This window comes from Polluticoccus soli, assembly GCF_029269745.1.
Taxonomy (GTDB): Bacteria; Bacteroidota; Bacteroidia; order Chitinophagales; family Chitinophagaceae; genus Polluticoccus; species Polluticoccus soli.
Genome location: NZ_JARJHT010000002.1, coordinates 694,137 through 719,932, shown reverse-complemented (window position 1 = coordinate 719,932; position 25,796 = coordinate 694,137). Strand labels below are relative to the sequence as shown.

General features: G+C 46.1%; 28 protein-coding genes. 17 read left to right on the top strand and 11 right to left on the bottom strand.

Features of this window, described 5'->3' with window-relative positions; all coding sequences use genetic code 11:
- Positions 1 to 2 precede the first annotated feature (2 nt).
- Both P2W83_RS13900 and P2W83_RS13895 read right to left on the bottom strand, forming a co-directional pair.
- On the bottom strand, positions 3 to 821 hold the full coding sequence (locus P2W83_RS13900; RefSeq protein WP_276134352.1) for a PASTA domain-containing protein: 819 nt from the start codon (positions 819 to 821) through the stop codon (positions 3 to 5).
- Positions 822 to 850: 29 nt separating this feature from the next.
- On the bottom strand, positions 851 to 1,849 hold the full coding sequence (locus P2W83_RS13895) for a D-alanine--D-alanine ligase (RefSeq protein ID WP_276134351.1): 999 nt from the start codon (positions 1,847 to 1,849) through the stop codon (positions 851 to 853).
- Between the two features lie 154 nt (positions 1,850 to 2,003).
- On the opposite strand from P2W83_RS13895, the gene P2W83_RS13890 reads away from it, so the two are divergent.
- Complete coding sequence (locus tag P2W83_RS13890; protein WP_276134350.1) at positions 2,004 to 2,828, top strand: DUF817 domain-containing protein; 825 nt, start codon at positions 2,004 to 2,006, stop codon at positions 2,826 to 2,828.
- 104 nt (positions 2,829 to 2,932) lie between these two features.
- Positions 2,933 to 3,493, top strand: a complete 561-nt coding sequence (locus P2W83_RS13885; RefSeq protein WP_276134349.1) for a GNAT family N-acetyltransferase — start codon at positions 2,933 to 2,935, stop codon at positions 3,491 to 3,493.
- Positions 3,494 to 3,550: 57 nt separating this feature from the next.
- Here the strand turns inward: P2W83_RS13885 and P2W83_RS13880 are convergent, their stop codons facing one another.
- The gene (locus P2W83_RS13880; RefSeq protein WP_276134348.1) at positions 3,551 to 4,237 is read right to left on the bottom strand and encodes an alpha/beta fold hydrolase; all 687 of its coding nucleotides are present in this window, start codon (positions 4,235 to 4,237) and stop codon (positions 3,551 to 3,553) included.
- A gap of 259 nt (positions 4,238 to 4,496) precedes the next feature.
- Here P2W83_RS13880 and P2W83_RS13875 point away from each other — a divergent pair, with 259 nt between their 5' ends.
- Both P2W83_RS13875 and P2W83_RS13870 read left to right on the top strand, forming a co-directional pair.
- Complete coding sequence (locus P2W83_RS13875) at positions 4,497 to 5,633, top strand: PQQ-dependent sugar dehydrogenase (protein ID WP_276134347.1); 1,137 nt, start codon at positions 4,497 to 4,499, stop codon at positions 5,631 to 5,633.
- Between the two features lie 154 nt (positions 5,634 to 5,787).
- Complete coding sequence (locus P2W83_RS13870; RefSeq protein ID WP_276134346.1) at positions 5,788 to 7,140, top strand: patatin-like phospholipase family protein; 1,353 nt, start codon at positions 5,788 to 5,790, stop codon at positions 7,138 to 7,140.
- A gap of 74 nt (positions 7,141 to 7,214) precedes the next feature.
- On the opposite strand, the gene P2W83_RS13865 is transcribed toward P2W83_RS13870, so the two are convergent.
- A complete protein-coding gene (locus P2W83_RS13865) occupies positions 7,215 to 7,976 on the bottom strand; it encodes a cupin domain-containing protein (protein ID WP_276134345.1) in 762 nt (253 codons plus the stop codon).
- 82 nt (positions 7,977 to 8,058) lie between these two features.
- On the opposite strand from P2W83_RS13865, the gene P2W83_RS13860 reads away from it, so the two are divergent.
- The 4 genes from P2W83_RS13860 (at position 8,059) to P2W83_RS13845 (ending at position 11,433) form a co-directional block, all read left to right on the top strand.
- Positions 8,059 to 9,042 (top strand): helix-turn-helix transcriptional regulator, encoded by a 984-nt coding sequence (locus P2W83_RS13860; RefSeq protein ID WP_276134344.1) that lies wholly within the window; start codon positions 8,059 to 8,061, stop codon positions 9,040 to 9,042.
- Positions 9,043 to 9,179: 137 nt separating this feature from the next.
- Positions 9,180 to 9,503: an ArsR/SmtB family transcription factor gene (locus P2W83_RS13855; protein ID WP_276134343.1), complete on the top strand. Its 324-nt coding sequence runs from the start codon at positions 9,180 to 9,182 to the stop codon at positions 9,501 to 9,503.
- Positions 9,500 to 10,003: an SRPBCC family protein gene (locus tag P2W83_RS13850; protein WP_276134342.1), complete on the top strand. Its 504-nt coding sequence runs from the start codon at positions 9,500 to 9,502 to the stop codon at positions 10,001 to 10,003. Before P2W83_RS13855 ends, P2W83_RS13850 begins: the two co-directional genes overlap by 4 nt.
- 29 nt (positions 10,004 to 10,032) lie before the next feature.
- Entirely contained in the window at positions 10,033 to 11,433 is a 1,401-nt protein-coding gene (locus P2W83_RS13845; protein WP_276134341.1) for a hypothetical protein, read from the top strand.
- Between the two features lie 12 nt (positions 11,434 to 11,445).
- On the opposite strand, the gene P2W83_RS13840 is transcribed toward P2W83_RS13845, so the two are convergent.
- Complete coding sequence (locus P2W83_RS13840; protein ID WP_276134340.1) at positions 11,446 to 12,042, bottom strand: TMEM175 family protein; 597 nt, start codon at positions 12,040 to 12,042, stop codon at positions 11,446 to 11,448.
- A 111-nt stretch (positions 12,043 to 12,153) separates the two neighbouring features.
- Between P2W83_RS13840 and P2W83_RS13835 the strand changes: the two genes are divergently transcribed.
- The gene (locus P2W83_RS13835; RefSeq protein ID WP_276134339.1) at positions 12,154 to 12,810 is read left to right on the top strand and encodes a M949_RS01915 family surface polysaccharide biosynthesis protein; all 657 of its coding nucleotides are present in this window, start codon (positions 12,154 to 12,156) and stop codon (positions 12,808 to 12,810) included.
- 45 nt (positions 12,811 to 12,855) lie between these two features.
- Here the strand turns inward: P2W83_RS13835 and P2W83_RS13830 are convergent, their stop codons facing one another.
- From P2W83_RS13830 to P2W83_RS13820, 3 genes are all read right to left on the bottom strand, one after another.
- Positions 12,856 to 13,128 (bottom strand): DUF4242 domain-containing protein, encoded by a 273-nt coding sequence (locus P2W83_RS13830; protein WP_276134338.1) that lies wholly within the window; start codon positions 13,126 to 13,128, stop codon positions 12,856 to 12,858.
- A gap of 143 nt (positions 13,129 to 13,271) precedes the next feature.
- Positions 13,272 to 13,913 (bottom strand): Crp/Fnr family transcriptional regulator, encoded by a 642-nt coding sequence (locus tag P2W83_RS13825; protein ID WP_276134337.1) that lies wholly within the window; start codon positions 13,911 to 13,913, stop codon positions 13,272 to 13,274.
- Between the two features lie 102 nt (positions 13,914 to 14,015).
- A complete protein-coding gene (locus tag P2W83_RS13820) occupies positions 14,016 to 14,417 on the bottom strand; it encodes a hypothetical protein (RefSeq protein ID WP_276134336.1) in 402 nt (133 codons plus the stop codon).
- Between the two features lie 98 nt (positions 14,418 to 14,515).
- Between P2W83_RS13820 and P2W83_RS13815 the strand changes: the two genes are divergently transcribed.
- Together P2W83_RS13815 and P2W83_RS13810 are read left to right on the top strand one after the other, a co-directional pair.
- Complete coding sequence (locus P2W83_RS13815; protein WP_276134335.1) at positions 14,516 to 15,247, top strand: hypothetical protein; 732 nt, start codon at positions 14,516 to 14,518, stop codon at positions 15,245 to 15,247.
- A 125-nt stretch (positions 15,248 to 15,372) separates the two neighbouring features.
- Positions 15,373 to 16,800, top strand: a complete 1,428-nt coding sequence (locus tag P2W83_RS13810; RefSeq protein ID WP_276134334.1) for a DUF6600 domain-containing protein — start codon at positions 15,373 to 15,375, stop codon at positions 16,798 to 16,800.
- Positions 16,801 to 16,851: 51 nt separating this feature from the next.
- Here the strand turns inward: P2W83_RS13810 and P2W83_RS13805 are convergent, their stop codons facing one another.
- Positions 16,852 to 17,790, bottom strand: a complete 939-nt coding sequence (locus P2W83_RS13805) for an ROK family protein (RefSeq protein WP_276134333.1) — start codon at positions 17,788 to 17,790, stop codon at positions 16,852 to 16,854.
- 124 nt (positions 17,791 to 17,914) lie between these two features.
- Between P2W83_RS13805 and P2W83_RS13800 the strand changes: the two genes are divergently transcribed.
- The gene (locus tag P2W83_RS13800) at positions 17,915 to 19,879 is read left to right on the top strand and encodes a PAS domain-containing sensor histidine kinase (RefSeq protein ID WP_276134332.1); all 1,965 of its coding nucleotides are present in this window, start codon (positions 17,915 to 17,917) and stop codon (positions 19,877 to 19,879) included.
- Between the two features lie 39 nt (positions 19,880 to 19,918).
- On the opposite strand, the gene P2W83_RS13795 is transcribed toward P2W83_RS13800, so the two are convergent.
- A complete protein-coding gene (locus P2W83_RS13795; protein WP_276134331.1) occupies positions 19,919 to 21,355 on the bottom strand; it encodes an aminotransferase-like domain-containing protein in 1,437 nt (478 codons plus the stop codon).
- Positions 21,356 to 21,460: 105 nt separating this feature from the next.
- Here P2W83_RS13795 and P2W83_RS13790 point away from each other — a divergent pair, with 105 nt between their 5' ends.
- From P2W83_RS13790 to P2W83_RS13770, 5 genes are read left to right on the top strand one after another with little or no spacing between them, the layout of a single operon-like run.
- On the top strand, positions 21,461 to 22,423 hold the full coding sequence (locus P2W83_RS13790) for a DMT family transporter (RefSeq protein ID WP_276134330.1): 963 nt from the start codon (positions 21,461 to 21,463) through the stop codon (positions 22,421 to 22,423).
- Between the two features lie 12 nt (positions 22,424 to 22,435).
- Entirely contained in the window at positions 22,436 to 23,485 is a 1,050-nt protein-coding gene (locus P2W83_RS13785; RefSeq protein ID WP_276134329.1) for a branched-chain amino acid aminotransferase, read from the top strand.
- Positions 23,486 to 23,487: 2 nt separating this feature from the next.
- Entirely contained in the window at positions 23,488 to 23,952 is a 465-nt protein-coding gene (locus P2W83_RS13780; RefSeq protein ID WP_276134328.1) for a GNAT family N-acetyltransferase, read from the top strand.
- A 12-nt stretch (positions 23,953 to 23,964) separates the two neighbouring features.
- Positions 23,965 to 24,750, top strand: a complete 786-nt coding sequence (locus tag P2W83_RS13775) for a PhzF family phenazine biosynthesis protein (protein ID WP_276134327.1) — start codon at positions 23,965 to 23,967, stop codon at positions 24,748 to 24,750.
- A 1-nt stretch (position 24,751) separates the two neighbouring features.
- Positions 24,752 to 25,318, top strand: a complete 567-nt coding sequence (locus P2W83_RS13770) for a DUF1572 domain-containing protein (RefSeq protein ID WP_276134326.1) — start codon at positions 24,752 to 24,754, stop codon at positions 25,316 to 25,318.
- 35 nt (positions 25,319 to 25,353) lie between these two features.
- Here P2W83_RS13770 and P2W83_RS13765 read toward each other — a convergent pair whose 3' ends face one another.
- On the bottom strand, positions 25,354 to 25,770 hold the full coding sequence (locus P2W83_RS13765) for a DUF6249 domain-containing protein (protein ID WP_338090253.1): 417 nt from the start codon (positions 25,768 to 25,770) through the stop codon (positions 25,354 to 25,356).
- Positions 25,771 to 25,796 lie beyond the last annotated feature (26 nt).

Below are 25,796 nucleotides of genomic sequence, written 5' to 3'. Positions count from 1 at the left end.
TTTTATTCAACGACAGCTGTCGGATTTCTGTTGTACTCAAGCTCTTCGACAGTGGCTTCCTGTTTAATGAATATATCAATGATATCACCCTCTTTGATACGATTGGGTGCTCCCAGCTCGCTCATCGGTTTGGGCGACTGATTGTAGACGGTAGCAGCCGCCGAGTCGGTGATCTCACCTTCCCATATGGTAGTAAAATGGAGGCCTGTACCTCCGAGGATCGTTGCAGCTTCCTGGTAAGGCATACCTATCACATCAGGCACGTTGAATTCGGTGTTGCCCAGACCATCGCCTATCACCAGGTCGATACGGCTACCTTGTGGCACCATTTGTCCGGGACGAATAGGTTGTCCTTTGTATAGCTGTTCCAATACTGCTCCCTTAGCGATATCTGGCTTATAACTTGTGTCGCCCAACATTAGCTTCTGGCTTTTCAATATCATAGAAGCACTGCGGAACGAAAGGTTCATTAAGTTCGGCATTGGTGTCAGTGGCGGCTCTGCTTTGTTAATAGTAAGAAACACGGTCCTGCCTTTTTTTACCACTGCGTTCACCTCGGGCATTTGCGACAACACCACGAAAGGCTTAGCCTTCGGATCGTAAGCGGAATCAACGTCTACATCAAAGTCCATCTTTTCCAGCATGATCTTTGCGCTTTTGACATCGCGGCTAGTGACGTCGGGTACTTTTATCTCCTGGCCGTGACGGGTAATGAAACCCAGGCTGGCAAAAAACAGCACATAACAAACAATGCACAGCAGTACCACTATCAACAAGTTGAACCTAAATGATCTCCGCCTTTCTTCGCTTATTTTGAACATAAACCGTTATGAATATACAGTTTGTACGGTTAAAAAGTATTGTTTTTGATGCAGTCCTCTATAAGCGAACCATAAAATTCTTTCAATGTAAGGCCGGAGGCGCGTACCTGCTGGGGTACAATACTGTTCTCGCTCTGTCCGGGAGTAGTGTTTACCTCCAGGAAGTATAATTTATTTGTGCCCTTCTGCAAGATAAAGTCCATACGCACAACACCACGGCAGTTCAGATGCCTGTAGATATAAGAGGCTTTTGTTTCCAGCTGTTCGCGAATGCTGTCATCTATTGGCGCAGGAGTTATCTCGTTGGTAACACCCGGTGTATATTTAGCCTCGTAATCGAAGAACTCATTCTGGCTCACTATCTCTGTTGCCGGCAGCGTATGCAGGCGACCGTCTACTTTATACACACCTATAGTGATCTCGCGACCTTCGATAAACTCTTCTATCAGCACCTGGTTGTCTTCTTTAAAAGCCTTTTCGATAGCGGGCAGCAGCTCTTCAACTGACTTTACTTTGCTTACGCCCAGGCTCGACCCCATTTCGTTCGGCTTTACAAACATAGGCAGCTTCAGCTGTTCCAATATATTACCTACCGAATAAGGTTCGCCCTTGATAAGATGTACGGAGTTAGCGATGTTGGCGATGTTCAGCGCTTTTACCACCTTGTTGCAGTAGCTTTTATTAAAGGTGAGTGCAGACACTATCGAATTGCAGGTAGCATAAGGCACCTGGAGCATGTCAAGATAGCCCTGCAGTCTGCCGTCTTCGCCCGGAGTGCCGTGAATGGCTATGTATACCGCGTCGAACTTTATCTTATTGCCGCTCAGCGTGAGGGTAAAATCATTCTTATCAACTTCTGTCCGCTTGCCCTCTTCAGATTCGTACCACCAGCCCTCTTTTGTAACAATTATTTTATATACATCATACAGCTCTTTGTCAAGATTCTGTTCGATCGTTCCGGCCGTCTTAATAGATATGACATATTCTCCGGAGTATCCGCCTGCGAGCAGGGCAATGTTTTTCTTCATGAACAAATAACTAAAAAGTTGTTGCCAAAGGTAATAGAATTGACCGAAGCTTCACAGGTTTTATATACACTGTGGATCCGCCGCCGCCCGTTAAACTTGCGTTAAACCCTTTAGCCTTCTTTATAATGGGAACAGCATTTGGTTGCACATCCATATGCATTTCCTACTCAAACTCTTTTCCTTCGGCTATCAGCAGGCGTTGTGCTGTATTTTTCCTGTTGCCATTTTCGCAACGCTGGCGTTCACCAAATACGTGGATGTTCCTTTTTTCTATCGTTACGATTTCATTTTGCTCGTGTGCATCTGCATGCAATTCCTGATGGTCTACCTGAAGCTGGAGACGGTTGATGAGTTGAAGGTGATCTCGCTTTTTCACCTCATTGGTCTCTTCCTGGAGCTGTATAAGGTTAGTAAAGGCTCTTGGGCCTACCCCCAGTTTGCTTATACCAAGATCGGTAATGTGCCGATCTACAGCGGCTTTATGTATGCCAGCGTGGCCAGTTATATTTGCCAGGCATGGCGCCGGTTCGATCTTCGGTTCCATGACTGGCCATCGTCGTGGATCACCTTCCCGCTTGCTGCCGCCATTTATTTCAATTTCTTTACCCTGCACTACCTGCCTGATATGCGCTGGATCATTATCCTTTCATTGTTCTTCATCTTTCGCAGGTCGTATGTCACATTCGTGTCACGTGGTGTTACCTACAAGATGAACATCATTCTTTCCTTTTTGCTCATCGGCAGTTTTATCTGGCTGGCAGAAAATATTTCCACCTTCCTGGGTGCCTGGCAATATCCTAACCAGAAAAGACAATGGAATGTCGTGCACATTGGCAAACTCAGCTCCTGGTTCCTGCTTGTCATTATCAGTATTATCATTGTTGCCAACCTGAAACACATCAAGTACAATAAAAAGCCGCTGGCTACAGCCGGGCCGGATACACTTGAACCCGAAACGGTTACCGCCAGCGTACCTTAAATATGCAAACTCCCGGCTCATCTGCGCTGGTGTTGGTTTTGGTAATTTTTTAACTCTTAGCTAAATAGACTTGTGCTAACTTTATTATACAACAGGAGGGACTTATGCTCGCTACACTAAAGATCGAACCTTTCACAGCCAGGCTGAAAGACGGAACAGAGGTAACCATACGGGAGGCTACCCTGCAGGATGCATCAGAACTGATGCAAAGTATACGCAAATACCTTAGCGAAAGTGAATACCAGGTGATGGAACAAGACGAGTTCAGCCACCTGATGTCGAAAGGCAGGGAATGGATCAACGCTTTTATTGAAGAAGACAACTCATTATTACTGATCGCCGAGGTCGACGGCAAGATCGTCGGAAACCTTGACATTACAGGTGGTTCGCGCAAACGCCTTCGCCACAATGGTCTTATTGGTATCGGTGTACTCAAGCAATGCCACTCGCAAGGTTTAGGTAGCATGCTGCTGCAGGCTGGCATCGACTGGGCTAAGGACAACCCTTACCTGGAACGGCTCTGGATGCAGATAGTAGATGGCAACAAGGAGGCCATTGGCCTATATAAAAAGCTGGGCTTTGTAGAGGAAGGCCGTCAAAAGAATTTCATCAAGACAGGCGAAGGCACTTATGCCGACAACATTATTATGGCGTTGGTACTATAAAAAGGCTTTTTGGTTAGAGAGTCGGCTTCCGCTAAGGCGGGGGCTATTTTTTGCCGACTAGTTGGCAAAAAACTGGTTCAACAAAAATGCCAGCGCTTCAGTGTTCGATTGCTCTATTGGGTGATGTGTAGCGGGCAGCATCGCCATGCGTGCGTTGGGCAGAGCCTTATATACAGCCAGAGTTTCTTCCAGCGTCACCATTTTATCTTTATCGCCCAGCATGATGAGCGAAGGTGTTGCTATTCCCGTATAATCTTCCTCTTTCAGAGGATTATCTGCACCCATTGCCTGCAGCATGCCCACGGTGCGTTGTAGCAATACTTTCCAGTCGTTGGGGGCGTGACGTTCCTGCAGCGATTTAGCGAAAGCCGGCACCTTAACTTCTATCTTGTCAGCATCCAGCATCTGTGTCTCTTTAGCCGCCGTAGGTGCATCCCAATGAAACTTTGTTGCCAGCGTTGCCACCTGCTTTACTTTGTCGGGGTGGTGTTTTGCAAGGTACATGCCTACATATCCCCCCATGCTATAGCCGAAGATATTTACCTGTTCCAGTTTCTGCTCTTCAATAAACGCCAGTACCTCTTCCGCAAATTGTTTGATAGAAAGCTCGCCTGAAGGGAAATCTTTGCCTCCATGCCCCGAAAAGTTGAACGGAATGATGTTATAGCCCGAAAGTTTATCAGCAAGCGGTTGCAGTTGATCGGCTGCACCAATGGCGCCATGGAGAAAAAGTACAGGTTGCATACAGGCGAAGATATAGGCTGGCACTAAATAAAAAAAGGCTCCCAAAAATGAGAGCCACTATGCTTGATTAGAGAGAGACTTTTTTGTTGGTCAGCGTTTTACTTCCTGCTGACAACACAAAGATTAAACACATATTAAACTCATCAAAATTTTTTGATGTGTTTAACCTCTGCTTAGCAAGCAGTTAACTACCCGTTAGCAAGTAGTCTTTGCATATCTATGGCACAGTTTTGATGTTTTTTCTGCTAAAACCGTCACAATGAACTTTAAGTACCCGCCGCTTCTCGTCGCAGCATTATGCCTGGGTTTCCTAAATGCATCCTGTCAAAACAAAACACTTGAAAAAGTAGACGATCCCCGCCTCAATGATATCAAACTGCCGCCTGGATTTGTCGCCAATATATTTGCCGATAATGTAGACAATGCACGCTCGCTGGCGCTAGGTACAAACGGTACTGTATTCGTTGGCAACCGTACGGGCAATAAGGTGTATGCCCTTGTAGATGCCGATAAAGATGGTGTGGCCGAACAACGCTACACCATAGCCGAAGGAATGAACATGCCCAATGGTGTGGCCTTCCGCAATGGATCACTATACATCGCAGAGCTGGATAAGATCTGGCGTATGGATAATATCGAGGCCAACCTGGCAACTCCGCCCGAACGTGTGCTGGTAAGCGACTCATTTCCCTCTGACAAACAACATGGCTGGAAGTATTTAGCCTTCGGGCCAGATGGAAAACTGTATGTACCCATAGGCGCGCCTTGCAACTTGTGCGACAATGCAGAGCAAGACCCGCGTTACGCGTCCATTGTACGCATGAATCCCGATGGCACTAAATACGAAGTGTATGCGAGTGGCATACGCAATACAGTTGGCTTTGATTGGCACCCCATTTCAAAGGAACTATGGTTTACCGACAACGGTGCTGATAACATGGGTGAGAACAATCCGGGTGATGAATTGAACATGGCTTCAAGACCGGGCATGCACTTTGGATATCCATATTGTCACCAGGGCGATGTAAAAGACAAGACCTATGGCGACAGGCATCCCTGCAGTGACTTTATTGTGCCGGTTGCCAAGCTAGCGCCGCATACTGCTGCACTAGGCATGAAGTTCTATACAGGGAAGATGTTTCCTGCTAAATATAAGAACAGCATCTTCATTGCAGAACACGGCTCGTGGAACAAAAAAGAACCTATTGGCTACCGCGTGATGTTTGTAAAACTCAATGGCAACCTGGTAGAAAGCTATGAACCTTTCGCAGAAGGGTGGATGAAAGCCGGTACTGCCTGGGGACGACCTGTAGATGTGCTGCAGCTAAAAGACGGATCGCTGCTGGTATCAGACGATCATGCTAATGCGATATACAGGATCAGCTATAAGAAATAACAAGTCCATTATTAGTTTTTGCAAAGCCCGGTAATACCGGGCTTTGTTATTTTACCATTATCCTCTTGACGACACTGATAGCATTCGCTAAATTTGAACACCATGTAATTATAAGGGAACTATCATATTTACTCACACTTCAACACAATTCGCCATGCAAGATCAACGTAAGATCGGACTATCATTATCGGGAGGTGGCTATCGGGCCTCAGCTTTTCACCTAGGCACTCTCAACAAACTCGATGAAATGGGCATTCTGGACAAGGTAGATGTAATGTCTACTATTTCAGGTGGCTCTATTACGGGCGCAGCCTGGTGCCTGCACGAAGGAGACTATAAAAGCTTTCATGCTGAAATGAAGAAAAAGCTGGAAACTAAAAACGTCATCAGCTTCGTCTTCCGGTCAAAGGTATTTATTGGTACCGCCGCACTGATTATTGCTTTTCTTAGCGCTGCCGTAGCGCTGAGTTTTACCAGCTACGCTCCTGCATTGTTTTTGGTGCTTGGCGCACTTGTATTCATTTTGATGCGCCACCAGTACAGGATATACCCTGTAAGCAAAGTGATCGAAAAAGCCTACGATAAGTTTTTCTTTAACGGCAAAACTCTGTCGCAACTTTGCAAAGACAAGCCGGTAATAGCCATAGGCTCTTCGAACCTGGAAACAGGCAGACCATTCACGTTCTCACAGCGCAAAATGGCCGACTCCGGCTATTCCACAAAGCCGCAATACGAAACACCGGTGCGCTTCAAAAACGAGAATTTCCCGGTTGCAAGAGCAGTTATGGCCTCCAGCTGTGTGCCTTTTGCATTTAGCCCCATACAGATAGACCAGTGCTACTTTGAAAACCCTGAGGATGCCAAACGCGCACGGCCTGTGTTGGTAGACGGCGGTGTATACGATAACCAGGGTATACAGAAGCTGACCCAAGATAAAAGCAGCTACGAGTGCGATATCATTATCACTTCGGACGCAGGTGGTAAATTTTTTGCCGATAAAAAATATCCCAACACAATAGCCTTGCTGATACGTACCGTTGACCTGTTCATGTACCGCATCAAAGCTTCGCAAATGCAAACCAACCTGTATCACAACATCCAAAACGGTGCGAGGCCTATCTCCTATTTCTCTCTTGGCTGGAGCCTCGACCGCTGCATCAGCGGGTTTGTAAGCAACATGGTCGAGGGAACTATTTTGCCTGAAGTGATCAACCTGCACGGTTTTCAGCAGGCATGGATCGACTCGCCCGATAAATACCGTAATGAGATCACGGATCACCTAAAACAGCGTGTCGGCTATACTGCTATCTACGCCCGTAACCTGAATGAGAAAGACACTGCCATAGCTTCTAGCGTTGCTACCAATCTTACCAGTCTCTCGACCGACCAGACACGTTGCCTGATAACCCATGCCGAGAACCTGGCTGAACTGCAGGTGAAACTGTATTGCCCTATGTTGGTAAAAACTGGTGCACAGCAACCAACTGCGACTGCCGAATTTGCATAACATATTTCAGCCCAAATTTTCACAACTATAAGCCGCTCATTGAGCGGCTTTATTATTCGCACATTGCGATCAGATCACTTAAAGTACTTGTACAAGCTTTTATCCTCTCCCCTCCACTGCGCGATCTTCGCCAGCGCATTGATCAGCGGTTCCTGTATCATCGCCGGCATGAAGGGAAGGTAAGACTCGCTATACCCTAGCAGCAATGCCATGTGCCAGGGGTTCTTAGTCATTTCATTCTTCAACAGACCATCATTGATCAATCCGTACGCTACACGCAATGTTTTTTCCAGTCCGGCAGCAGGTGTGATCTTCACCAGCAACTGTGCTCTTTCTCCGGTAGCATTTTTGAAGAAATGCATATCCTCTTTGTCGGCTCTAGTGGTCTCGCCTTTGTTCAGCAACACTTCACTACCGTTGTGGCCGATCTTCACTTGTCCTTCCAGCACCGTAAACTCCTCTACAAATGTTTTGTGGTAATGCCAGTCATTACCTCCATAAGGCTCCAGTTCAACCTGTACGAGTTCATAGGCACCGCCGGTCTCTGCACCAGATTTCACAAAGGTAGCCGAGTAATTACCCTCGCCATTTACTATAGTCTTGTCGGTCCTGTTGCCGACGGTGCGGTCCAGCGGTGGCAGAAATGCCCCGAAGACGACAATAGAGAAATAGCTGAACAAGACAAGGAACACAGGCAAACCAATAACAGTGTACAAAAGTTTCAGCCAGAACTTCCTGTTCCCTTTCCATACCGTTACCACACCTGTTGGGTAAAATAAGACTGATAAGACTTTCAGCCATTTGCTGCTCTTTAGCGGCATTGTTTTCGCATCCATAATGATTAAATATTATTTTTGCGCAAAATTCGATCACCTCACCCGCTATCACTTAGGATAAACGGATTTTGATTTAGGCAAAATGGATAAAATTGAAAGCGCCCATTGGTCTGATGTCTTTTCGCACGACGAGCATACAGTTATCCATTCAGGGGAGCGGTATACTGAAGCCGTGATGCAATTCAGCGAACCTGGTCTTGCAGCCGGCAGCTCCCATGTCATCGCCACGCCCGAGTTGACGCTCACCCGATTTACGATAGATCCCCAAAGGCTGCTTCAGCTAAAAGACCCTGATGTATCAGAATCTGCAGAGTCTGTGTTTATTCTGAAAGGAAATGTGGAATCCCGCTTCTCGTCGTTTAAGAACCCAGTCACATTCGGCAGGCAAAACCATAGCATTCAATACAACACTAGTTTCGCTGGAAACCATATCATACAACCCGGCGGGTTCTCAGCACTTACTATCACTTATAATCTCGGTTATCTTAAGTCTGTATTGCAATCGGCAGCTTCAAAACAACTGGATGGTATTGCGGAGAGCATTGAACGCAAACAGAACTTTCTTGCACATCCGGGCAATCTCGATTGGTCGCCGCGAATTGCCGAGGTGATACACACCATTACTAACTGCAGCTTCCAGGGGCTTACACGCTACCTCTTCATTGAAAGCAAGATGATGGAACTGTTTGCGCTGCAGATAGAGCACCTTAATGCCGTGCAAACGGCAAAAGATGAATGGAGCATCGGCGACAGGGAGAAGCTATATGCTGTAAGGAACTACATCGATCAACACTATCTCGACGAACTTTCATTGAAAGAGCTCACGCAACGTTTTGCATTGAACGAATACAAACTGAAGAAAGGCTTTAAGCACTTTTTCCAGAACACTGTTTTCGGCTACATTCTCCAGCTAAGGATGCAAAAAGCAAAAGCGTTGCTGGAGAAAAAGGAAATGAATATTACAGAGGTCGCCTACTTCATTGGCTACCACAACGTAGGCAGTTTCTCAACTGAGTTCAAAAAGCGTTTGGGCTATACTCCGAACAGGATCTTGACAGGATCATAACCAGGCCCTGGAATTTTTTTTCCTGCTCATAATCACAGATTTACACTGAAAACGTACCAGTAACGTAAAAAATATTTTGCGCAACCAAATAGTTGCGCATATATTTGCAATCGAAAGGTTTCATAATTTAGCTTCAAATGAGACGAGACGTTTTTCAAGCCATAGCTGACCCAACCCGGAGAGCGATCATCACACTCATCGCACTGCAGGCGATGACACCGAACGCGATCGCCGAACATTTTGACATCACCCGCCAGGCAGTTTCAAAACACCTGCGCATACTTACCGAATGTGAGCTGGTGAAACAGGAACAGCAAGGCAGGGAAATTTATTACACCCTTGAGATCGAGAAAATGAAACAGATCGACAAATGGCTGGAACAATTTCGCAAGATCTGGGAAACGCGTTTCAGTCAACTAGACAACTTATTAGCAACAATCAAAAAACAGCAAAAACAATGAAAACAACACTGCAATTCGACTTCATCGTCGACAAAGAAAAAAACACCATTACCGTTAAACGCGAATTTGCTGCCGGCCGCCAGCTGGTGTGGGATGCATACACCAAAAGCGAACTGCTGGACCAGTGGTGGGCGCCCCACCCCTTCACAACAAAAACCAAATCAATGGATTTCCGTGAGGGTGGTTACTGGCTGTATTGTATGATCGATCCCGAAGGAAAACAATACTGGGGACGCATGGATTATACTAAGGTCAACGCAAGGGAAAGCTATAAAGCCCTCGACGCTTTCTGCGATGAGAATGGCGAAGTAAATCCGACGCTGCCACGCGCTCCATGGGATGCCCGTTTCAAAGACCTTGGGGAGAATACACTTGTAGAAACCATTGTCACCTACAACTCCCTGGCCGATCTTGAAACTGTTATTAACATGGGTATGAAAGAAGGTCTGACCTCTGCTCTGGAAAACCTGGACGCATTGTTGGACCGCCTGAAGAATTAAGGCGGATATTACCAGCTATCTATTTCAGGATGCTACGAAAGGAGCATCCTGATTCTTTTTCAGCTATCTTTAAGCATGCCGTAAACAAGCGCATGATCATGAGCAAGGTTTACATTTTATCATACCTTTCAAAAAAGATTTACATCGGCTCAAGCTCCAGGTTGCTAGCCTTTATCCTGTTGCTGTGCGTTAACATACGTTCGTATGGACAGCTGGTATTTGGCGGAGATACTTTAAAGGGAAATGTGAAGAAAATAACGGCTACGATGAATGTGTCTGACTACGTTGTAAAAGAAGTACTGACGCTAGATACTGTAAAAAGATTTGCGATAAACGGCATTTACAACGAGAGCAATGTGCTGATGGGAGAAGAGCGTGCAAAGTACGACGAACGAGGACATATTGTCGAAACAGGTCTTTACAGCAATGACAACATAAAATGCAACGGTTTTGCCTACAAGTTTGACTTGTCGGGAAAAATGATTCAAGAACAGTATGTTTCCACAATCGACGACAATTGTCATCGCCTTATAGACTGGTATGGGGGCATGATGTCAAATTGGTTCACGGGACCACAGTCTTCTCGAATTTCTTTGTCTAATTACCAGTATGATCACTTAGGCCGGGTGTCGGAAATGATATCAAAGGGGTTTACGATTTACCTACACCCAGAAGACCCTGAGACGGTCAAAATGAGAGAGTATTATAGGTCAGTTGGTAATGATGATCGAGATACAATTGCTAGTATGACCAATTACAAATATGATGCTCAAGGCAGGGTGTCAGAAAGGGCTGTGAAAAAATTTACGATTTACCTTGAACCAGAAAAACTGGATACAATTGAGATAAACGAATTTCAACGGTCGGTTACAGGCAACGAACACCTGGACACGATGATGGAAATAACCAGCTACCGATACGATACTAAAGGCAATACTACGCAGGAAATGAAGCAGGAGGTCCGTTTGTCTCCCGACTACCCGGACACGTCAGTTAAAATTACCGACTATAAATATGACGACAGAGGCAACAAGATAGAGGAGGCGGTATTTGAAGGATTGGCTTACAAAATAAAACACTGGTATGGTGATGAGAAGCAGTTTACTATCAAAATACTTTATAGTTACGATTATCACAACAACCTGAAGGAACAGAAGGAGTATGTTGAAGGTTATAGCCCTTCCACTGAACATTCTGGAATGCGTATTGGTTCAGTCATTGAATATAGCTATGACAGCCTCAATAAAAAGGTAGCATATACTTCTTACCATTTGTATAAGGAAGACAACGGCTCCGAAACAAGGGAAATATCACGCACCAGTTCGATAGATGATGAAACAGAGCAAGAAGACTACGACAAAAAGGGAAACGTCATTAAGAAAACGCGCGGCTCCGCCGTCATCTTTACGCGGGAAATAGAGTATTACTGATATTAATGGTCTTTATTGGTGCGTAGCACGCTCTTCACTCAGCGCTGCCTCTATTCTCTTGTCAGGTATCAGCCATAGGATCGTGGTGATGCCGATAGCCACGCCGGATATAAAAGGATAGTATAAACCACCCACAACGGCGATAATGTACAATACAACAGATACAAAACCCTTTGCCTCCTGTTTTTTCAGTGCTACTACCAATTTGCTGTGGTTAGATACCTGTGCCATAATAGTTTTCTGCAGAATGTAGAAAGCAATGGCGGCAAGCAGCAAGTTGAAACTATAAACTGCTATCGTAGTATTGGCAAAATGATTTTCGCCCATCCAGCCGGTCGTAAAAGGAATAAGCGACAACATGAATAGCAACCCCATATTCGACCAGATGATACCACTGGTGACGTGATGCACTGTGTGCAGCAGGTGATGATGATTGCCCCAATAGATAGCCACGAAAATAAAGCTGAGCAGGTAGCTCAGGAAAATGGGCCACAGTTCAGACAATGCCTGTAGTGTTGCTTCGTGCGGTATCTTCAGCTCCAGCACCATGATGGTGATGATGATCGCGATAACACCATCGCTGAAAGCTTCGAGTCGGGATTTGGTCATATAGCCGGGTTATTGCCGTGAATATAGATAAGGGCTTTCGAAATTCGAAGCTTTGACATTCTCAAAGAAATCAAGCAGTGTCGGTGCCAATATTTTTTCGGATTTTTAGAGATGAAAACGAAATCGATCTTTAATATCTCAGTATATCTCGTGCTTGTCCTCGTGCCGGAGTTTATGAGCTTCTTCTCGTGTGCTCAGAGCAACTTAAACCCTTCAAAAATAAATGTGAAAGATCTTCCAAAGGGAATAAGCTATCACGGACAAGCAAAAGCGGCGTTTCGCTGGCGAGACCGGTTGGGCGACAATATTACATTCATTAGCGAAACCGGTGAATTCAAACATAAGCTAGCCTACGGCGATAATCGGGACGCAACACTGGAAGCGGGGAGCTATCTTTTGAAAAACGGGTCGGTACAACAGATATGGAAGGTATACGACTTCGTAAAAGATTGCCCGCTTGATCTAAGGGCAAAATTCTTTGAAGATGCTTTTCAGATAACAGACTTGGATCACAACGGTATCGCAGAGGTTTGGGTGATGTATAAATTGGCATGCAGTGGAGATGTAAGTCCGGCGGAAATGAAGATCGTTATGTACCAGGAGAAAAAGAAGTATGCGCTCAGGGGCCGCAACCGGGTGCCAATGTCAAAAGATAGGTACGAAGGTGGAGAATATACGTTTGACACCGCCTTTCTCAACGGCCCCAAAGAGTTCAGGGAGTATGCAAAGAAGCTTTGGGCTAAACACCTGGATGAGACATGGCAATAAAAAACCGCTCATAAAGCGGCTTTATAACATTGAATTTGAACTTCTTTATTCAGCAGTCACCGTATCAATCACCGCGGAAACCCTATTGATCACGTCGGCTGGAAAACCACTCTGGCTGGCATGCTTGCGCACTATCTCCTCGTTGGCTGCGTTGTAGATGCAGTACACTTTGTTGCCTGTAACATAGCTGTGTACCCACTGTATTTCAGACCCGAGGGTAACTAATACGTTGTTGGACACCTGCGATATTTCTTTCAGCTTTTGGGGTGTGAATTGTCCAGCTCCGGGGATCTCGCGTTCGATCACATACTTTGGCATAACACTGATATTTTGGTTTTATGCCTACTCTGCGCGGTTTTCGGCGTCCCCGGTCATAAAGCTTACTGCCTTTTGACAAGACAAAGATGCGATGACCGGAAGGGCAAAAACGGTAACATTGTTACTTTTCTCTGTAACAAAAGTTACATATCCTTCAGCAGCTTTATCTGGTTGCGGTACAGCAGGAGTTTTTTATCTGTTTCGAGTTTCTTCAGCAGGCGGGATACCACTACACGATTAGTCCCCAGTTCGTCAGCTATTTGCTGGTGGGTTATATTGATCAGGGAAGATCCGGATATCAACGATTTCCCTTTAAGATAATTAACAAGTCGGTCGTCCATTTTTTTGAACGTCACCTCATCCATGCTTTTTATCACATCTACAAATTCGCTCACGATGGTAGACATCACAAATTTCTTCCACAGGGGATATTTGAGCATCCACTCTTCCATAATGGGCACGGGCACTACCAGCATGCTCAGGTCCTCTTCAACAGCGCCCTTTACCAGGCTCGACTGCGACATCATACCGCACGAAAACGTCATGGCACAACCCTGTCCTCCCCTTACATAGTACAACAACAATTCCTGTCCCTCGTCATTTACCCGGCTGACTTTTAAGGTGCCGCTAAGCATCAGCGGAACGACCCGGATGTTTTGTCCCATCTTTATCATCTCCTGCCCGGCAGCGGCCGTAATCAGCATAGACTTATCCTCTATTTCCTGTAGCAGAGCAGGCTCAAATACCGATGCATAGACCGATTGTAAACTGGGTGTTTCGCGCATAACAGTCATTAATGTACAAAATATATTTTTAATTAATATTCTGTTTCGACCAACTACCAACTAAAGGTTTAGCGGCATTATCCTGTGCCGCGCAGATCCGTATTACCATTCAGTCCATTCCTTTGAACTGGATTTCCTCAGTCTTGATGACAACTCTCTAAATTGTAATTCGTTGATATCAAGATAGCCATCACTGTAGGTTTGATCAGGATGCTGTCTATAAATGTCCTTGACGATACCATAATAAACCTGAACAGAAGTGTCTGGGTTACCATTTCGGGTAAATCGATAACCGGTTACCAAAATCAAACTATCATTGAATGTTACGGATTTAACACTGACATTGCCATTTACGTTTTGTTTTTGATAGTAAACACCCCGTAGCCTCGCAAGATCAACATAGGTAACATAAAAGCCCTTGCCCAAATTATACTTGGGCGCGTCAACTTGACAACTCGCCAGAGCAAAAAGGCCAAGCGAAAAAATTAATAGTCGATACTTCATTATTCTCTTTCAATTTTGCTGCGGTTTTACACTCTAACAACACACCAAACATAGCATATTATTCGTAAATTTGCTATAGACGTTAAACCGTCAACACCATGAAACAACCCTATTGGAAGCCTCAGCACGAGGTCTTTATCCGCTGTATGCTCCGCCACGGAGATGCTACCAAAGCCTACCGCGCAGCATATCCCAAGGCAAGCAAAACATCTGCCCGCGTCGGCGGCATCCGTTTAAACAGCTATTCCCACATTCGTCACCGCATACAACCCTTACTGGACCAGCAGAGAGAAGAAGCAAACAAACTCGCCATGCAACAAGCGCTCGTTCGCGAGAAAGCTTTACACGCCCGCCGCCACCACATCCGCACAACGATATGCGCGCTGGTACATGGCGAAATGAAGAAAGACCGCCGTTTTATAGTTAATGGCAAGGCTGTTACTGTCCAACAAGACATTTCGCACGGAACCCTGCTCGACTTAATTTTCCTCGACTTCAAACTTGCGAACAGCTACGACCGCTGGGCAACTATTGAGCGCCAGTTCGCACGGCTCACGCACAATACTTCAACAAATTCAAAAGCTGACGAAAAAGCTGTGGCGCTGCAAAAACGACAACAAACTGTAATAAATTTAAGCTCAAACCCAATGCCAAAGCGCTTTCCAAACAACGTCGCCAATCTGAAAAAATCACTTAAAAGCGACAACAAAACCACCTTAGACAACAATTTTTTAGGCCTCGAACGGTATTTTGACACCGCACTACCGCACTACCTGACCTATAAAGAAAATCTTGACAATGACCGCACTTCCTATGTAAAAAAGCAGTAATAACAGGCATTTAGGTTCCCTTTAACATTTTCTTGTGAAAATCGGGACTCTGGTTTGGTTTAACTATTCGAAAGACGCAGCGTCTAATCAATTACTTGTTACAGACCAATTTAAACAAAACAGAGATGAGTAGATCCTTAATGTGGGGAAGCAGTTTGCTGTTGGCCATTCTAATGATGGTGGCAGCACCGGTGAAAAAAGCGACTGCGCAACCGGGGGTATCGGTTTCCTTCCAAATGTTTTACGATCAGCTGTCGCCATACGGACAGTGGATCGATGACCCTGACAATGGCTACGTATGGTCACCGCGAGGTGTAGGCCGCGACTTTCGCCCCTATTATAGTGGGGGTAACTGGGCAATGACCGATTATGGCAACACATGGGTATCAGACTATCCGTGGGGTTGGGCGCCGTTCCACTACGGACGTTGGGCTTACAGTCCGTTTTACGGATGGCTTTGGGTGCCGGGTACTACGTGGGGACCGGCATGGGTACACTGGCGCGGTGGCGGTAGCAACTATGGTTGGGCGCCAATGGGACCGGGCGTGAACATTAATATAAACATCGGTGGCGGTGGTTATTATCCACCAAACGACTGGTGGACATTTGTGCCTTGCAACCAGATATACCATCGTGGTGGCTATGGAAGGTATTGGAGAGGTGCGCAGTACAATAACACGTACATCAACAACACCACCATCATTAATAACACGTACGTGTACAACAACAACACCTATGTTACCGGCCCGCGCCGCAATGACATAGAACGTACAACCGGACAACGTGTAAATGTCTACAATGTGCGCAACGACAACAATCCGGGCCGCGCCCGTATCGATGGTCGCAACCTTAATGTGTATCGTCCTGACGTGAGGCAAGACCTTGGTGGCAATGCCCGCCCGCAAAACCTGGTACGTGCAGACCGTGGCAACCGTGACATGAATGAAATGAGGCGCGACAATGCCGGACAACAAAACGGCGCAGTGCAGGAAGCACGCAACCGTCGCGGTAATGACCAAAATGCGATCAGCAATGCACGCCAGCGCGATGCACAGGTAGAACAACAGCGTAACGACCAGGTGCAGGAACGCAGGAACCGTGGCGTAGCTGCGCAGCAGCAACGAGATGCACAAATGCAGCAGGAACGTTCAAACCGTAATCAGGAGGTGGCAGAACGTCAACAACGTGAGATGCAAATGCAGCAAGAGCGCTCGAACCGTAACCGGGAGATGGCAGAACGCCAGCAACGTGATATGCAGGTACAGCAGGAGCGCTCGAACCGTAACCGGGAGTTGGCAATGCAGCAGCGCCAGAACGAAGCGCAGGCACGCGTGCAGCAACAAAGAGCGGTCGAACAACGTGCACAACAACAGCAGCAGATCGAAGCACGCAGGCAGCAACGCTACCAACAGGCACAGCCACAACCACAACAGCCACAACGCGTGTACGAGCGAGGTGGTGGCAACGGGAATACACAACGGATGGAAAGAAGTCAGCCGCAGCAAAATCAAAGTATGAACCGCGGCGGCGGCGAGAGCAGAGGAAGGCGATAGTAACCCCTAATAAACCAGCAGAACCGGACTTTTGTCCGGTTTTGTGTTTTATTACCAGACCAACGCTGAGGCACCAAGTATGGCCGCATCAGAATCAGGAAGGTCTGATTGAACCAGCATGATCTTGTTCTTGAACACCCGGAGAACATTCTCCTCCAGGTACTTGCGAACAGGATTAAATAATAGAGGACCGGATTTAGCCAGTCCACCAAAGAATATGATGGCTTGAGGAGAGGTGATGGCCACGGCATCAGCCAGGGCTTGCCCTAATATTTTGGCTGTGTAGTCAAATATCTCCAGGGCCAGTTTATCGCCTTTTTCGGCGGCTTCGTGTATCAGTTTGGCTGAGAGTTTACCCTGGTGATCGCGCAGGATGCTTTCATCTTGACGATCCTGTAGCCACTCCTCGGCTGTTATAACAATGCCTGTAGCTGAGCTGTAACGTTCCAGGCAGCCGTTCCTGCCGCAACCACATTTACGGCCGTCGCGTACAGCTATTACATGACCTAATTCACCAGCAAACCCATCATGACCATAGATGAGCTCTCCATTCGCTACGAAGCCACTACCCACACCAGTGCCCAGCGTCACCAGGATGAAGTCTTTCATACCTTTAGCAGCGCCATACATCATTTCACCCAGTGCAGCTGCATTGGCATCGTTGGTGATCGTCACTTTCAGGTGTAAGGCCTCACCGATCAGTTTAGCTAACGGTATCACCCCTTCCCAGGGCAGGTTGGCGGCATATGCTATTTCGCCAGTGAAGAAATTGGCATTAGGTGCGCCAACCCCAGCAGCAATTACGTTCTCCCTACCCGCTTCATCCATCACCTTATTCACCTCGCCTTTCAGGTTGTCAATATATTCCAGTACGCTACCACCTTTAGTGGCCATACTTCCTTTGGCCAGTATGCGCCCTCTCCTGTCTACAACTCCGTACGATGTGTTAGTACCGCCTATATCAATTCCTAATGCCAGTGGTTGGTTCATTGTGTCTGCCGTTTGTACAAGTTTAGTAAAACTAGTTAACAATAATATTGTTCCTTTATGGTGGAAACAAATCCGGTGATGCCACTGGCATACTTTTCTTGCACAGTTTAATACAATAGGTCGGGTGAAACATAACACTGAGCTTCAACAGTTTGCTGCATTTGTAAAAAATGAAAGGCTGCACGATTTTGCCCGTGCAGAGTTGAAAGCTATGCGTGACCTGAAGGTGCCATTGCTTAAACTGCTGGAACCACTCGGTGAGGACAAGCTGCTTGAAATAACGACAGACGGTCTTATTAAATTTTTGACCGGCATTGAGACCGGCAGCATGGCGGAGATAGAAAATGGCCTTGCGCAGTGGCGCCACAACCAGCTTCCACATAGTCTCAACAAAACCGACATTTCCCTTAATGACATTTTAATGGGCTATGCAGCCCAGAAAATGTCCTTCCTGTCATTTTTGCCAGACTATTTGGACCGGGCTCAAAAAAGTGTTGACATCGTCCTCGAGCTTGAAAAATATTACCACAAAGTACAAAAGCTTGCTCTGGGCACATTAGAAAGTATTCAGCTTGAAGACAAAAAGAAGCTACTGGAAACCGAAGAACGCTATAAAGACCTTTTTGATAATGCTACCGATCTCATTCACATATGCGCGCCCAATGGCGAAATATGGTATGTAAATAAAGCATGGAGGGAAACACTTGGGTATAGTGAGGAAGATATCAAAGGAGCGTCAATCTATGACCATGTTATGGAAAAAGATGTAGCCCAACTAAAGCATTACAGGGAGCGTATTATATCCGGCCATCAACCCGCTGAACGGATACTTGTATCCCTGGTGGCTAAAGATAAAAGCATAATTGTAACTGAAGCCTCAATAAACTGCAAATTTGAAGGTGATACACCCGTTTTTACCCGGGGCATACTGCGAAACATTACCGGGCGGTTGGAATATGAACAAAAACTTGCCTTCTATACCGAACGGATCGAGGAGCAGAAAAATAATATCGAGCAGATCATAACATCCGCTCCAGACGCCATTATAGTGATCAACGAAAGGAGTGAAATACTTTTATGGAACCCAATGGCAGAACAACTATTTGGCTGGAAAGCGAACGAAGTACTGGATAGGTTGCTACCCGAGGTCATTATACCCAAAGCCTATCGTGAAGCGCACCTGAATGGGATGCGGCGTCTGCTAACAACAGGCGAATCAACGATCCTCTATAAAACTGTTGAGGTGACGGGATTACATAAAACTAAAGGTGAGATCGATATCGCCATTACTATTTCGCGTATGCGGGTTAGTAGTAAATGGAACTTTATTGCTTTCCTTAGGGACATTACTATTGAAAAGGAACACCAGAAGCAGTTGTCAATTAAGCAACAGCAGCTTGAAAAGCAAAACGAAGAGCTGGAACAATATGCATGGCTCGCGTCTCACGATCTGAAAGAACCTTTGCGAAAGATCCAGACATTTAGCGACCTGCTTATTCAAAGACATCAGGCGCTGTTACCCGAAAGCGGGCAGTCCTATTTATCTGCGATCCACAATGCCGCCGCGCGGATGAGCAACCTGATACAGGATATACTTTCATACTCCCGCGTATCGCCCAACAACAAACACCTTGAAATGGTAGATCTCAACAAGATCGTTGCGGATGTGATACAGGACCTGGACCCCGTGATCAAAGAAAGCGGGGCAGAGATCACTGCTAATGATCTGGGAGTTATAGAATGTGATTCCACGGACATGTCACACCTCTTTCAAAATCTCATTAGCAATGCGCTAAAATACCGCAAGCCGGAAATAGCGCCTGCAATTAAGATCACCGGAGAACAAAATAACGATGTCTTGTATTTGCAGGTAAAAGATAACGGTATTGGCTTCGAGCCCGAATATGCAGAAAAGATATTCCAGATGTTCCAACGCCTACATAGTCAGAATGAATACGAAGGCACTGGTATTGGATTAGCGCTATGCAAGAAGATCGTGGAACGCTACAACGGGCACATTACTGCTGAAGGTATGCCTGGCGTTGGAGCAACTTTCACCATTACACTTCCGATAAAACAGATCGAATAAGACCAGTAATGATGTCCCACCAATAAACCGCTATCAATGTTAACTCATACTCTTCACCAGTCCGCCCAGCTTCTTGAGGGCGCGTTCTACTTCTGGCTTCCATTGCATGCCATAGCTAAGGCGCATACAGTTCTGGTATCGCTCTTGCAGCGTAAACATAGCACCGGGTGCAATGCTCATTTTCTGTTGCATGGCTTCCTGATAAAGCTGGTAAGTATCGATATGTTTTGCCAACTCCAACCATAGTATAAATCCGCCCTTTGGATTGGTAACTTTTGTGACCTCAGGAAAGTTCTCGCCAATGGAACGTATAAACTGCAGGCTGTTGGAATGCAGTGTCTGCCTCAGTTTGCGCAAATGGTGTTCATACCTGCCAGTAGCCAGAAAATTAGCAATAGCAGCCTGGTGCGTAGTGGCCGACGTAATGCTATGATACAGTTTAAGACGTTTCACCTTGTCGATATATTTGCCTGGCGCTACCCAGCCTACCCTATAGCCGGGAGCCAGTGTCTTGGAGACAGAACCACACCAAAGCACATTACCCTCTTCATCAAAGCTTTTACATGGTTTCGGACGTTGTGTACCGAAATAAACGTCTCCATACAGGTCGTCTTCGATCAATGGAACGCCGTGTTTGGACAAGAGTTTTACAAGCGCCATTTTCTGCTCGTCGGGCATACAGTAACCGAGCGGGTTGCTGAAGTTCGTGACAAAGAAACAAGCTTTGATATTATGTTTTTGCAGTGCCTTTTTCACATCATCGGGATCAACACCGGTGTCTGGATCGGTAGGCAATTCAATTACTTTGAGACCTATACTTTGGGCAAAACGAAGAGTACCAAAATACACCGGGCTTTCCACTGCAATAGTATCTCCCGGTTTCGTCAACGCCATCAGGCAATACGATATGGCATTCATACAACCCGCAGTAGTTACCAAATCATCGGGCTGCAGCCGGCCCCACTGCGCCGACCAGCGCGCGATCTGCCGCCTTAATTGTTCGCTTCCCTGTACCCGTTCATATGAAGTGCCATTGGCAGGAAGCTCCCTGGTAGCTTGTATCAGAGCCTTATTTAACTTTGCCAAAGGCAGTATCTCTGGCGCTGGAACACTTAATGAAAATTTCACCATGCCCGGCATCTCAAAATCGTCGTACACTTCAGATATGATAGCTTCTACGTTCTTATTCTTCGTGGACAAGCGCGGGTTACTCTTTTCTATCTTCTGCGGAAAGCGCGATGGATTAAACCGAACATAATAACCAGACTGTGGCCGCGACTCAACCAAACCTTTGCCCTCAAGATGATAATATGCCTGTAAAGTGGTACTCATGCTCACCCCCTGCTGCTTACTAAGCAAGCGTACGGAAGGCAGCTTATCTCCTATGTTCAACACCTTATCCATTATCTGTTTTTCAATATTGTCCGCAATATTTAGATAGAGGTGATCGTTTTTTGCCTTGGATGTGGTCTTCATGTTAAAAAAACTGTTCTGGTCGAAATTACGAAAATTGTATCTGTTTTGTTTCACGAAATACTTAGAATTTTGACAAAGAATTTGAACGAATTATAGTCTGTTGTAATGGCGAAGCACACGAAAGCATACATAGCATTGGTTTTCATCTGTATTGTTTGGGGTACTACCTACCTGTTCATAAGGCTGGGTGTAGAGCACTACCCTGCGTTTCTCTTTGCGGGTGTGCGCCAGGTGATATCTGCACTGATCATCATGGCTCTTGGACTCGCCATGGCTAAGAAAGTGGATCTATCGTGGGCCAGCATCAAACACCAGGCGCTTGTGGGCTTTTTGCTGATAACTGTAGGTAATGGCCTGGTGACATGGGCGGAGAAATATGTCCCCAGCGGTGTAGCCGCACTGATATGTTCGCTAATGCCGATCATTACTGTAATGATCAACCTTGCGTCTGCCAAAGGTGAGCGACCTAATCCATCTATTCTATTGGGCACGCTGGTAGGTTTTAGCGGAGTAGCCTTGATATTCAGAGATAACATCGCAGATCTGGCCAATACACAATACTTACTAGGAATGCTTGGCCTTTTATGCGCCACATCAAGCTGGTCATTAGGTAGTGTAATCAACAAGCGACACCAGTTTCCTACCAACCCGGTCTTCAACTCAGGATTGCAGTTAATGTTTGGCGGCATCTTCCTGTTGATTGCAAGTCCTGCATTCGACAGTTATGAAAACGTCTTCACATGGCACGCCGGGGCATTTTGGTCGTTACTATATCTAATCATATTCGGATCGGTGGCGGCATACACTGCCTACATGTATGCGCTAAAAGAATTACCTGTTGGTCTTGTTGCGACTTATGCTTACGTCAATCCACTGGTAGCAGTGATACTTGGCTATCTCATATTAGATGAGCAACTCACATGGTATACAGCCCTGTCATTTGCTGCTATCATGACAGGTGTATATATGGTAAACCGTGGATACATCCGCAAACACCTGGCAGCCCGTAGAGAAAAAGAGAGAGCGAAAGAAGTTTTACCAACGCCTGTAACAACAGGCTCAAAATAAAAACGAAGAGTTATGGAATACGCAATTTCGATTCTGCCTCAGAAAGAAAGGCAGGTGAAAGAAACAAGATCGATCCCGTTTGGCCAGCAGCCAACGGAGCACATGTTCATTGCCGAATACTATGATGGTCAGTGGCACAATAGCCGCATCGTTCCTTTTGCAGATCTGACAATGAGTCCGTTTGCACTTTGTCTTCACTATGGGCAAACAGTCTTTGAAGGAATGAAAGCTTTCCAGATGCAGAATGGAAAGATCAACATCTTCCGTCCCGAGAAACATTACAACCGTTTTATGAAATCGCTGGCCAGGATGTGTATGCCTGAAGTTCCGAAAGGACTATTCATCGAAGCGTTGCACCAGCTTGTGCAACTCGATGCTGCTTGGCTGCCCAAAGAAGCTGATGGTTCGCTGTACCTGCGTCCATTTATGATAGCCTCCGAGGAAAGACTTGGTGTAAAGGTTGCCGATAAGTACATATTTATGATCGTCTGTACACCGGCATATCAATACTACGCGAAACCACTTAAGGTGAAGGTTGAAACCGACCACGTGCGTGCAGCAGACGGTGGAACTGGATTTGCTAAGTGCGGTGGTAACTATGGCGGTTCGTTCTATCCTACGCAACTGGCCCGCGAAGCCGGATACGACCAGGTGATATGGACAGACAGCAAAACCAATGAATATATAGAAGAGTCAGGCACAATGAATGTGATGTTTGCTATAGACGGAACCATTGTTACGCCTCCATTATCAGGTACAATACTTGATGGTGTGACACGCGATTCTTTATTAACTTTAGCTAAGGATAATAATATCCCTGTTGATGTGAGACGCATTAAGTGGAAGGAAATAGAAGACGCGCTGATAGCAGGTAAAAGAGTGGAAGCCTTTGGCGTAGGTACTGCGGCAGTAGTAGCACCTATCGAAACCATCGGTATCAACGGCAACCACTACCCTTGCTACCTTGGCGACGATGCGATCATGAACAAGCTGCAGAATGCGCTGTACAGCATTCGCAGGGGTATCGGTCCGGACAAACATAACTGGAACTATATTTTGTAAGCATGGGAACCATAACAGTAGAATACCAAGGTTATATAATTACCACGGACAAAACGCAGCTTCAGCCGGAAGCCATACACAAATGGCTGTCGGAAGAATCATATTGGTCGAAGAACATTCCGTATGAGCTGGTAAAAAGAGCCTTTGATAATTCTTACTGTATCGGAATCCTGATTGACAACAGACAGATCGGCTACGGAAGGTTAATAACCGATTATACGACTTTCGCTTACCTGGCTGATGTCTATGTGGAAGAAGAACACCGTGGGCAGGGCCTGAGCAGGAAGATGATGGAAGTACTTATGGAACAGGCATGGGTCCAGGGGTTAAGGAAAGTAATGCTAGCGACACTGGATGCACATGGGCTCTACGCTAAATTCGGCTTCACACCCATGGTCATCTCAGAACGCTATATGGAGATCAGCCGGCCGATCATTTACGGTGATACTCAAAATGCGTGTAAATAAAAAACTGTATAAATGAAACAGTACATAGTTGATGCATTTACCGACGAACTTTTTTCTGGCAACCCTGCAGCTGTCTGTATTTTAGACAAATGGCTGCCCGATAAAATGATGCAGCGCATCGCGGCGGAGAACAATCTCGCTGAGACCGCTTTTTTAACACCGGTAACTGATGGTTTCCACATCAGATGGTTTACGCCAGCTGTGGAAGTGGATCTGTGCGGCCATGCCACCTTGGCATCAGCCCATGTATTGTTCAATCACGAAAGGTACCAGGGAAATAAGATCGTATTTGATTCGCGCAGCGGACAGCTAATTGTTTTAAAAAGCGCGAACCTGACACTGGATTTTCCAGTGGACAAAATTGAGAAGGTATCGAATGTACCACTAGCGCTGACGGATGCCCTGTCGCAAGTCCCGACAGAAGTATACAGAGGAAAGACAGATTATATGGCAGTTTACAGCAGCCAAAGCGAAATAGAGCAGCTCGATCCCGATTTTAGGGTGTTGGCAAAGCTTGATGGACGAGGAGTAATTGTTACCGCACCCGGGGATACCATTGATTTCGTATCAAGGTTTTTTGCACCACAGTCCGGCATTGACGAAGACCCGGTAACCGGTTCAGCGCACACCAGCCTCGCGCCTTATTGGGCAAGCAAGCTGGGAAAAGAGAAATTTTCCTGCCTCCAGCTTTCTGCAAGAGGAGGAAAATTATTCTGTGAGCTTGTTGGTGATCGCGTCAAGATTTCCGGAAACGCAGTAACCTATTCTATAGCCGACATTTTGATCAATACAAACTAGTATGGCAACTATCGAATACCTGAAAAGCGCCAAACGCCAATTCTTGTACTACAAGCAACTGGGCGAAGGGGCAATGGCGCAGATGAAAGACGAAGAACTATTCTGGCAGCCCAACGAAGAAAGCAACAGTGTGGCCACTATAGTAAAACACCTTCACGGCAACATGCTCAGCCGCTGGACTGATTTTCTGACCAGTGACGGAGAAAAGGAATGGCGCAACCGCGATGGCGAATTTGAGAACAACTGGAATACACGCGAGTCAGTGATGCAGGCGTGGGATATCGGCTGGAAATGCCTGTTCGATGCATTGGATAGCATAACCGACGAAGACATCAACCGCATCGTATATATCCGTAACGAAGGTCATACAATATTAGAAGCTACCAATCGACAAATAGCGCACTATTGCTACCACGTTGGACAGATAGTGTATATCGGCAAGATGTGTCGTAATGAAGGCTGGAAAAGTCTGTCTATACCACGTCACAAGTCGAAAGATTATAATGCAGATAAGTTCTCGCAAGAGAAAGGCACGCGTCATTTTACAGACGACCTGCTGAACAAATAACAAAAGCCCCGCCGGAAACAGCGGGGCTTTTACTTTTATCTGCTGAGTGCTTGTTTATCCAGCCATTGCCTTTTTTCGATCCGGTACGACAAGATCAGGCCTAATCCGCCTCCAATAGCCACCAGTGCGAAATAGATAAGAGGTTCGCGGGTGTCGTTAATACTGCTCCAATGCACATTAGACTCACTTCCACGCTCCATGATCACTTTATGCCCAAGCCAAACGACATCCACTAAGTAAGCCACGAACAAACCAAGTCCTGCACCCAAAAGCAACATGCCGTATTTTAGGTTGATAAATGGTTTAGGCTGCGCAATACCTTCTTTCGGATTCATCCCACGTTCTATCAGGGCCATATTTTCCCGGCTTTTTAGGTAAACCACTCCGAATATCAGGGCAAAAAGGCCCAAACAAATAAAGATAGGAACCAAAACTTCTGTTGCAGGTGTCATATTGTATGTTTAAAAATTGTTCAATA